This window comes from Pseudoduganella umbonata, from assembly GCF_014192225.1.
Classification (GTDB): domain Bacteria; phylum Pseudomonadota; class Gammaproteobacteria; order Burkholderiales; family Burkholderiaceae_D; genus Rugamonas; species Rugamonas umbonata.
In genome coordinates this window covers 334808-345292 of sequence record NZ_JACHXS010000006.1, presented here as the reverse complement: position 1 = coordinate 345292, position 10485 = coordinate 334808, and the positions used below count along the sequence as shown (strand labels likewise).

The window sequence follows — 10485 nt, the reverse complement described above, 5'->3', positions numbered from 1 at the left end:
GGCCACGCCGGCAGCGTCACGGCACCGGACTCCACCCCTTCCCGCCATCGAACCCCGAAAAGTAGGCCGCCCGCGATCCGTAAGCCGCCTTCGCCTCATCGGCACTCAGCACCCGGCCATGCACGCGCTGGCGCACATCGAGCGGCTTGCCGTCCAGGTCCATCGTGCCGTATTCGCGCCAGCCCGCAGTGGCCGTGGCCAGCGATGGATTCGGCACCGGCTGCTTCGCATTCGGCCCGGCCCAGCCGGCCGGCGCGATGTGCGGGCCCATGCGGCAATCGATGAAGGCGATGTGATCCCACGTGTAGGCATAGCCGGGGCTGCGCGCCAGCCACGTGGCGCCGGCCGGCACGTCGTTGCCGGTAGGGCCGGGGCCGTGCGTGAGCCGGCTGTTGACGAACATGAAGCCCCGGTCGCCGGCCGACACGGTGCGCGCCTGCAAAAGGTAGCCACCGTTCCTGGAATTGGCGCTGTCGCCCACGGTGCGGATCTCGCTGTCCTCGAACAGCGCGGCGCGGTTGTTCCCCCAGATGAAGTCCACGTTGCCGGCGATGAGCGTGCGGTAGAACCACGCATAGCCGCGTACCTGGATCGTGTCCTGCTCGCTGAAGAAGCTGGCGTTCTTCGCGACCAGGCGCCCTTCGCTGTTGAAGAAGACCGCTTCGGCCTGGCCGCCGCCGGGCGAGGCGCGCAGCGTGCTGTTACGGATGGTCAGCGTGTCGAGCGTCAGCAGGTCGGCATCCTCGACGAGGAAGATGGCACGGCCGCCGTTGATGCCGGGCGATTGCGCGTCCTGGGCGGTGCCGGAGCCGGGATTGAGGCCGTCGCCGTTCAGCGCGTCGATCACCACGCCGTCGCGGCTCTGGCCGCGCAAGGTCAGGTTGTCCTTGCCGCGCAGGTACAGCTGCTCCTGGTAGCGGCCATTGTGGATGTCCACCATGACCGGCGTGGCGCGGGCGGCATGCCGCATCGCGTGGTTCAGCGCCCCCTGCACGGTGCGGAAGTCGGCTGCGCCGTCGTCGTCCACCACCAGGGTCGCCCGCTGCGGGACTGCGGCGCGAGTGCGGAATGTCCAGCCGTGCTCCTTGCCGATGCCGGCGAACGGCTGGCCGTTCAGACGGCCGGCGAAGACGCCGTCGTCGATGGTGACGACGTATTCCTCATCCGGTTGCAGCTTCGCGCTGTGCAGGTGGATGACGGCGTTGCGGCCCTCGATGGCGATCGGCTGCAGCCGCACCGCGCGGCGATATGGCTGTCCGTCGTAGCCCAGCCGGTCGTATTCTCCGCTGGCGTGGATCGTGTCGGCAAGAGCGCCGTCGCGCTTGCGGTGGATGCGGATCGCACCGGACGTGCCCAGGACCGGCATCGCGTCGAAGCGAAGGCGCAGCGGCGTGTCGTACGGCACGCCGCGTTCGCCGATGGCCGGGGTGACGGCGCCGCCGAGCCGGTATGCGGCAGTGGCTGGCGCCTTGCGTTCCGCGATGCGCACGGCAACCACGGAACGGACGTTCGGATCGTCCATGCTGGCCAAGGTGACCGTGGTGGCACCGGGCGCCAGCGGCGTCAGCGTGACCGACCCGTCCCCCGCCTCGGCGCGCACCAGCGCCGGATCGGCCGCCACGGCCGTGAAGCGGAACGGCACGGCGCCGAAGGCGGTCGCGTTCGGCGGGCTGGCGGCGGTCAGGAACGTGCCGGGCTTGCCGGCGGGCTGCGCCGCGGTGGGATCGCCGGCAAGCCGGTAGCTGCCCAGCGCACTGACGTCGAGCCGCAGCGGGCCATCGCCCAGCGTCAGCTGCGCCAGTTGCGGCGCGCGGGCCAGCGCCAGCCGCGCCGGCTTCAGCATGGCGTCGCCGGTGACGGGCACGCTGGCTTCGAAGGCGCTGCCGCTGGCGACGACGCCGAAACGGCCCGCCTGCGGCAGCGCGGTATCGGTCACGCTGGTGATGCGCTCGCCGTCCAGGTAGGTGGCCAGCGTGCTGCCCGCCATCTCCAGCCGTACGGTGTGAAAACGGCCATCGGCGGCGGCGGCCCGGCCGAAACCTTTCAGGCGCGTCAGCTGGCCGCCCTGCATGCGCACGATCTCCACCTGGATGCGCCCCACCGCCGGCTGGTAGCTCAAGCCCGCGCCATACCAGTTGCCTTCATCCCGGTAGCGGCCGACGACGTACAGCTTGCCGTCGCCGCCCTGCCCGGCCAGCGGCCGGAAGCGCGCTTCGACCCAGGCATCGGCAGCGGCTTCGCCGGCTATGCGCACCGGTGCGCCCGGTTCGATATGTACCGGTGCGCCGGGTTCGATAGGGACTACTTGGTCCGCCGCCGGCGCGGCCAGGGCCGCCGCCGACGCAGCCACCATTACCATGCCCATCCATCCGCCGAAAACCTGCATCGTTGTCTCCTGTAGTTGTTGTCCGCAGCCGAAAACCGGTGTCCGACACCATTTCCTTCGGAAAAGTGTCCGACACCAGGCGACATCTGGCCTGACCACTTTACAGCAGGTCGGGGGAGAATTGCCAGCACGACGATGTTCGGGCTATCAGCGCCTGTCATAGGGCGATGTGAGAAAACATAACGGGGCTAAGGCAATATCTGTTTGCGTAATCATGCATTTTGAGCCATCCTGAAAATAAGTTGGTCAGGCCAAATAATCAGCGGCCTGACCAATGTGCGAAACCGTAGTGCCACATAAAAAAACAGGAGACCCCATGCACCGTTTGCGACACCGGATCGCGCTGTCAGCGATCGCCCTTGCCGCTCATCTCGTCCCGTTCGCACAGGCCTACGCGGCCGAGGCCTGGGTGCCCGACCTGGGCAACGGCAGCTACCGGAATCCCGTGCTGAATGCGGACTACTCCGATCCGGACGCGGTGCGCGTCGGCGACACCTACTACATGACGTCGTCGAGCTTCAACAGCGCGCCCGGGTTGCCGCTGCTGGAGTCGAAGGACATGGTGAACTGGCGCCTGGTCGGCCACGCGCTGCCGAAACAGGTGCCGGCGGCGCATTTCTCGACACCGCGCCACGGCGGCGGCGTGTGGGCGCCCTGCCTGCGCCACCACGACGGCAAGTTCTGGATCTTCTATCCCGACCCAGACCACGGCGTGTACGTGACGACGGCGACGGATTTCGCCGGCCCGTGGAGCGAACCGCGCCTGCTGTTGCCGGGCAAGGGCATCATCGATCCGTCGCCGCTGTGGGACGACGACGGCAAGGCGTATCTCGTGCATGCGTGGGCGAAGAGCCGCGCCGGCATCAACAACCGGCTGACCTTGCGCAGCATGGCGCCGGACGGCAGCCGCCTGCTCGATACGCAGGGCAAGGTCATCGTCGACGGCGACAGGCTGCCCGGCTACCGCACGCTGGAAGGGCCGAAGTTCTACAAACACGACGGCTATTACTACGTGTTCGCACCGGCCGGCGGCGTCGAGCACGGCTGGCAGTCGGTGTTCCGCTCGCGCACCATCGACGGGCCGTACGAGGACCGCATCGTGATGGAACAGGGCGACACGCCCGTCAACGGTCCGCACCAGGGCGCGTGGGTGCGCGCGCAGGACGGCAAGGACTGGTTCCTGCACTTCCAGGACCGCAAGGCGTATGGCCGCGTGGTGCACCTGCAGCCGATGGCGTGGCGGGACGGCTGGCCCGTCATCGGCCGGCCCGGACAGAAGCCGGGCATCGGCAACCCGGTCGCCACGCATGAAAAACCGGTGGCCGGGCAGCCGGTCGCGGTGCCGGCCAGCACCGACGAATTCGACGGCAAGGTACTTGGACTGCAATGGCAATGGAATGCCAATCCACAGGAAGGCTGGCATTCGCTGGCCGCCCGCCCCGGCCACCTGCGCCTGCCGGTGCTGGCCGTGCCGGCATCGAAGGACTTCGTCCGCGCCGCGCCGAACATCGTCGCGCAGAAACTGCCCGCCACCACCTTCACCGCCGAGACCAGGATCGCGCTGCACGGCGCAAAGGACGGCGACCGTGCGGGCCTGATCCTGAACGGGCAGAGCTATGCGGCGCTGGGCCTGCGCCAGCGCGGCGCCGCGCTGCACCTGGTCTACACCACCTGCACGCCGTTCCGGCCGCGCTGCACGGAAAGCGAAACGGTGCTGCTGCACGAAGCGCCGGCCGAACTGACGCTGCGGATGGCGATGGGCGAAGGCGCCAGCGCGCGGTTCCAGTACAGCGTGGACGGCAAGACGTTCGCCGACGCCGGCGCGCCGTTCGCCGCCACCAAGGGCCACTGGGTCGGCGCGCAGATGGGACTGTACAGCGCCAGCGATGCGGCACGGCCTTCCGGTGCCTGGCTCGATGCCGATTACTTCCGGGTGACGAAATGAAAACACAGACGAAAGCGCTCACGCTCTGCATGCTGCTGGCGGCACTGGCCGTCACGTCGGCCCACGCCGCCGGCCCGTACCGCAATCCGGACAACAAGAACCTCAACGATCCGCTGGAAGGCACCTACCCGGTGCCCTATAAACTGCCGGTGGTCGCCGAGATCACCGCGCAGCTGGCCGCCGTGCGCGGTTTCATCGACCGCGCCACGCCCAGCCGGATCGTCGACAAGGCCACCGGCGAACCGGTCACCGATTTCAGCGCGCCGGTCGCCACGGCGATCGTGGAGCCGTCGCCGAACGATTTCGGCATCATGAACTATGAAATGGGCGTGATGCACGCCGGCCTGATGCTGGGCCGCCGTGTGACGGGCGACCCGGCATGGACGGCGATGACCGAGCGCCACCTGGCCTTCTTCCACCAGCGCATCGGCTATTTCACGGAGCAGGAAAAGCGCTTCAGCCTGGGCCGCGCGAACAGCTTCGCGCGCTGGGTGAAACCCCATGCGCTGGACGATTCGGGTTCGATGTGCGCGGCGCTGGTGCGCGCCCGGCTGGAAAAGATCGGCCCGGACATGTCGCCCGTGATCGCCACGCTGGCCGACTGGGTGCACAGCAGGCAGGTGCGGCTGAAGGACGGCACGCTGGCGCGCAACCGCCCGCAGGCATGGTCCGTGTGGGCCGACGACATGTACATGAGCATTCCCGCACTGGCCGAGATGGGCCGCCTGACAGGCGAGCGGCGCTACTACGACGACGCCGTGAAGAACGTGCTGGGCATCTCGAAGTACCTGTTCGACAGGCAGATCGGCCTGTACACGCACGGCTGGAACCAGAACAATCCCGATGCGCCCGAGTTCTACTGGGGCCGCGCCAACGGCTGGGCGGTGCTGGCGATGTCGGACCTGCTCGACGTACTGCCGAAGAGCCACCCGGGCTACCAGAAGGTACTGGCGCAACACCGCGCCGCCTTGCGCGGCATCGCGAAACAGCAGTCCGGCGAAGGCATGTGGCACCAGATGCTGGACCGGCACGACTCGTACCTGGAAACTTCCGGCACGGCGATGTTCGTCTACGCGCTGGCGCACGCGATCAACCAGGGCTGGATCAGCCCGACCACCTACGGCTCGATCGCGCAGGCGGGATGGGCCGGCATCTCGGCGCGCATCAAGCCGGACGGCAGCGTCGTCGACGGCGTGACCGCCACCACGTTCGCCAGCGACCACGTGTATTACTACAACCGGCCGACCAGCATCAACGCGATGGCCGGCTACGGCCCGGTGCTGCTGGCCGGCTTCGAGATGATCCGGCTGCTGAACAACCCGGACGTGGTCATCACCGACAAGGTGAAGACCTATCATTATGGGCCGAAGAAGCCGCAGCCATGAATGCCGCGGCCGTCATAGGTCGACGGGTCCGCGGGATGCGCCAGGCCAGTTGAACACGTTCTTGCGAACCGCCGCGTATCTGTCGATCACGGGAGAAATTACAAGATGTCCATGCCAAATAATCATCGCCGCCGCGCGCTCGCCGTTGCGGGCGGTTTCGCACTTGCCGCGTGCGTGGCCACGCCCGCCGTACTGGCACGCGTGGACTCGCCAGGCGAACTGCGCTTCGACTTCACCGGCCGCGCCGCGTCCGGCGCGGTGGCGGTCGGCACGAACGGCAGGGTGCCGCTGTATGACGCCGCCACCGGCCATGGCTTCGTCGACCGGACGGCCGCCCTGCCCGCCCGCGCCGTGCACACGCAAGGCATCCGCTGCGGCAGCGACGGCTGCACGATCGCCGAACCGGCGGTCGATGCCAATGCCGCCACCGACCATTACAACAACTTCGGCATGGCGTTCCGCATCAGGGCCGCGCCGGGTGCGTATGCGATCAAGGTGCGCACCACGTCCGACGCGGCCGATACCGTCGTATCGGTCACGGGCATGCAGACCAGTCGCCTGGTCAAGCCGGTATTCTGGGACGCGGCCGGCCTGGTGCCGAACCAGACCCCCGTGACGGCCCGGGGCCGCGACTGGTCGTACCGCTATGCCAACGGGCGCGGCTTCATCGACATCGAGATCGAGCCCGCGAAGGCCGGCGTGCCGGTCGGTGTCGCGCAGATCGTGCTGACGCCGATCGCGCCGCAGGCACGTGCCGCCGGCACGCCGCCGGCGCTGTTCACGCTGGGCGATTCCACCGTGAAGACCTACACGTTCGACGAAGCGCCGATGAGCGGCTGGGGCCAGGTGTTCGACGGCCTGTTCGATCCCGCGCGTGTAAAAGTGCTGAACTACTCGATGGGCGGCCGGTCGTTCCGCAATGCCTACGCCGAGGGCCGGCTGAACGACCTCCTGATGGCGGGCCGCGTGGGCGACGTGGTCATGATCCAGTTCGGCCACAACGACGAAAGCGCCGATGAAACGCGGCGCTATGGCCGCGGCGCCACCGAGGCGATGTACGAGGAGATGATCCGCGACGTGTACCTGCCGGCGATCCGCGCGCGCGGCATGGTACCGGTGTTCGTGACGCCGATGTCGCGGGTGAACGGGGCGCAGAAGCCGGACGAACCGTACGTGAACTCGTTCGCCAAGCGCCGCTTCCCCGACCTGATGAAGAAGCTCGGCGCCGGGCTGGGCGTGACGACCGTGGACCTGAATGCGCGCAGCATCGAGTACTACAACAGCGCCGGCCTCGACGCCATCACGGCGATGGTGATGTCGATCGAGGCGGGCGAAACGCCGGGCAAGACCAATGACGGCAGCTACGCCAACGGACACCCGGCCAACAAGATCGACGGCACGCACTACAAGGAGGCGCTGGCGAAGCAGTATGCCCGGCTGGTGGTGACGGAGCTGGCGCGCCTGGCGGCGCAGGGCGACCAGGTGGCGGCCGGCATCGTGGCGCAACTGAACGGCGACGTGCGCCAGGCGGTGGCCGCCGGCGACTGGTCGGCGATCTACCCGGAAATCGCCAACGACATCCGCAGCGGCGAAGGCGCGTATTACCGCAACCAGATCGAAAAGCTGCTGCAGCTGGGCGCGCTGCGCAAGGATGCGCACGGCGATTTCCATCCGCAGGCGCCGATGGCCACGGCCGAATTCACCGGCGCGCTGAAGCAGGTGATGGGCCTTCCGGCGGCGGCGCTGCCCGGCTTCGCGGACGGACCGCTGACGCGCGAAGCGATGGGTGCGATGCTGCACGACGCCTACCACGCGAGGTTCACGGCGAAGCCGGCCTACATGACCGACTACAACGGCAAGACCATCCTGCCCGGCTCGCCCGGCTACGACCCGAACCTCGATAGTGGCGCGCAGGGCGCGATGTACTACCCGCTGGTGCGCTGGGCGCAACTGGAGGACACGGCCGCCATCGCGCCGGCGTATGCGGCCAGGGTGCGCGACGCATATGAACTGGGCCTGATCCGTTCGGATGCGGGCATCGCGCGCGGGAAGATGGTCAACGGGCGGCTGCTGGAGCCGCGCACGGTGGTCACCCGCGCGAAGGCGGCCAAGGCGCTGTATTTCATGTGGGTGCTGGCGCAGCCGCCGAAGGGCGAGAACGACCGGCACTGAACCGGTGGCGCGGCGCCCCGCTCCCTTCACGCCCCGTCGAGCAGCCGCGCCAGCTCCACGGCCGAACGGATCGCCAGCTTCTCCATGATACGGCTGCGGTGCGCTTTCACGGTGCGCTCGGTCGTGCCGAGCGCCGCCGCGACCTGCTTGTTCAGCCAGCCGCGGGCCAGCAGCAGTGCCACCTCGTGTTCCCTGGCGCTGAGCCGCGCCAGCAGTTGCATGCGCTCCGCCTGCCGTGCCTGCGCGGCGCGGGCCCGTTCCGCCCGCGCCAGTGCCCGTTCGATCGCTTCGCCCAGCACCGCCCGGCCGACCGGCTTGGTGAGGAAATCCTCGGCGCCCGCCTTCATCGCCCGCACGCTCATCGGAATGTCGCCCTGCCCGGTGATGAAGATCACGGGCAGGCTGTCGCCATGCGGCGCCAGCCGCGCCTGCAGGTCGAGACCGGACAGGCCGGGCATGTGCACGTCGAGCAGCAGGCAGCCCGCTGCCGGGCTGGGCTCCGCGAGGAATTCCTGGGCGCTGCCGTATTCCTGCACCGTATGCCCGAGCGCGCGCAGCAGCCGCGCCAGCGCGCGGCGAAAGCCCAGGTCGTCGTCGACGAGGTGCAGCACCGGCGTCATGGCGACGGCCCCGCCGCGCATGGCAGGCTGAAACGAAACAGGGCACCGCCGCCGCCCGGCCGCTCGGCCTGCAGCAGGCCGCCATGGCGTTCCAGGATGCTCCGGCTGATCGACAGGCCCACGCCCAGGCCATCCGGCTTGGTGCTGAAGAACGGTTCGAACAGGCGCTCGGCCGCGATGTCCGACAGGCCCGGCCCGCTGTCGATGACGCAGACATCGGCGCCGCCGGCGGCATTGCGGGTGCTCCGGATGGTGACGCGGCGCTGTGCCGGCGCGACCTGCTGCAGCGCGTCGAGCGCGTTCAGCACCAGGTTCAGCGTGACCTGCTGGATCTGCACGCCGTCGGCCACCACGTCCGGTACCGTCTCGCCCAGTTGCAGCCGCAGCTCGGTCTTGCGCATATGGAGTTCCACCCGCAGGATGCGCGCCACGTCGAGCAGCAGCGGATTGAGCGCCACGCGCTGCTGCTGGCCGGCGCCGTCGGCGATCCAGGCACGCAGGCGCACCAGCACCGCCGCGGCGCGCGCGTTGTCGTCGCGGATGGCCGCGATGATGTCGCGCAGTTCGCCATACGGCGGGGCTGGCAGGTCGAGCAGCACTTCGGCGGTTTCCGCGTTGCTGAGAATGGCGCCGAGCGGCTGGTTGATCTCGTGTGCCAGCGCCGCCGACAAGGCGCCGACCGCGCCTATCCGGTCGAGCCGCGCCAGTTCGCCCAGGTGCCGGCGGGCGCGGCGCTCGGCGCCCTTGCGGCGGCGCCGCTCCAGCAGCAGCGCGGCGATCAGGGCGCTCTGGATGGCCAGCACCAGGGCCGTGGCCAGCACGGCGCCCCGATACGCTTCCCACAGGCCGGGCGGCCGGAACAGCAGCTCGCTGCCGGGCGGCAGCGGCGCACCGGCGAGCCCGGCACGCTGCAGCGCGCGCCAGTCGAACTGCAGGCGGGGCGCGCTGTGCGGTTCGATGCCGATGCGCGCGGGCGGTATGCCGGCCAGCAGCCGGTTCAGCTGCGATGCGATGTCGCGCGCGAAGACGGCCGGCGAATGCACCCAGCCGCCCAGCGCGCCGGTCCCGAGCAGGGTCGCGGCATCGACGAAGATGGGCGCCCGCGTCTGCGGTGCCAGCGCACGCAGCGTGTCGTAGGGCGTCATCACGGCCGCGTTGTGGCCCGTGTTGGGCGCGGCGAAATACAGCGCGGTGCGCGGCGGCAGGTCGCGCAGGCGGCGCGACAGCTCTTCCGGCGCCAGGCCGCCCAGGTCGATCAGCGTGGCGCGGCGCAGCCAGGGCTGCAGGGCGCCGCGCCAGTTGCGCCGGATGGGGTCCCGGTCCAGGCCCGCGCTGACGATGGCGATATGCCGCGTTGCAGGCGCCACCGCGAACATCAGCTCCAGGTTGCGCGCGACGGGGTCCTGCTTCAGCAGGCCCGTCACGCGCGGCGCCGCGGCCAGGCCGGCCAGCCTGGCCCGGTCGAGGTCGGGCACGACCACCGTTGCCGCCGGCCACAGGCGATCGCGCAGCGCCAGCGCGACCGGCAACTGGTCGACGGTCAGCGGGACCACCGCGGCATAGGCCTGCCCGGCGTACTTTTCCGTGAGCCAGCGCGGCGGTACCGCATGAGCAATGACACCCGCGCCGGCACCGGCACCGGCACCGGCAGGCTGCTGAAGGACTTCGAGATGGAGTTCGGCGCTTGCGTGCCTGCGCAGCACCTCGCCGCGCAGGGCTTCGCCAAGCTGCAGCGACCAGGGTGCCGATGCGCCGCCGGACATCAGCAGCAGGACCCTTGCCGGCGCCGCGCAACTGCCCGCCTGCGCCGCGCAGGACAGGGCGATTGGCAGCAGCAGGCGGAGCATGGCCTGGCGGGACAGGAAGATCATCGGGAAGGCCTTACCAGGAGGGAGCGGACCGGTACAGCGGGCCAAGGGTACGACGACCGCGGCCGGGGCGCAATTGTACCAAGTGCCAATAGCCGCCCGGCGCGAT

6 protein-coding genes are annotated in these 10485 nt (G+C 69.5%); 3 read left to right on the top strand and 3 right to left on the bottom strand.

The window, feature by feature from the left end; genetic code table 11:
• Positions 1–16: 16 nt before the first annotated feature.
• On the bottom strand, positions 17–2386 hold the full coding sequence (locus tag FHS02_RS17675) for a pectinesterase family protein (protein WP_137313647.1): 2370 nt from the start codon (positions 2384–2386) through the stop codon (positions 17–19).
• Between the two features lie 316 nt (positions 2387–2702).
• Here FHS02_RS17675 and FHS02_RS17670 point away from each other — a divergent pair, with 316 nt between their 5' ends.
• The 3 genes from FHS02_RS17670 to FHS02_RS17660 all read left to right on the top strand — a co-directional run bounded on the left by FHS02_RS17670 (position 2703) and on the right by FHS02_RS17660 (position 7888).
• Entirely contained in the window at positions 2703–4331 is a 1629-nt protein-coding gene (locus FHS02_RS17670) for a glycoside hydrolase family 43 protein (protein ID WP_137313648.1), read from the top strand.
• Complete coding sequence (locus FHS02_RS17665) at positions 4328–5716, top strand: glycoside hydrolase family 88/105 protein (protein WP_137313649.1); 1389 nt, start codon at positions 4328–4330, stop codon at positions 5714–5716. The genes FHS02_RS17670 and FHS02_RS17665 overlap by 4 nt, the downstream gene beginning before the upstream one ends.
• Before the next feature lie 111 nt (positions 5717–5827).
• Complete coding sequence (locus tag FHS02_RS17660; protein WP_217496925.1) at positions 5828–7888, top strand: GDSL-type esterase/lipase family protein; 2061 nt, start codon at positions 5828–5830, stop codon at positions 7886–7888.
• A gap of 26 nt (positions 7889–7914) precedes the next feature.
• Here the strand turns inward: FHS02_RS17660 and FHS02_RS17655 are convergent, their stop codons facing one another.
• Together FHS02_RS17655 and FHS02_RS17650 are read right to left on the bottom strand one after the other, a co-directional pair.
• Positions 7915–8529, bottom strand: coding sequence for a response regulator transcription factor (locus tag FHS02_RS17655; RefSeq protein ID WP_229422601.1), 615 nt, complete (start codon positions 8527–8529; stop codon positions 7915–7917).
• A complete protein-coding gene (locus FHS02_RS17650; protein WP_137313651.1) occupies positions 8505–10379 on the bottom strand; it encodes an ATP-binding protein in 1875 nt (624 codons plus the stop codon). The genes FHS02_RS17655 and FHS02_RS17650 overlap by 25 nt, the downstream gene beginning before the upstream one ends.
• Positions 10380–10485 lie beyond the last annotated feature (106 nt).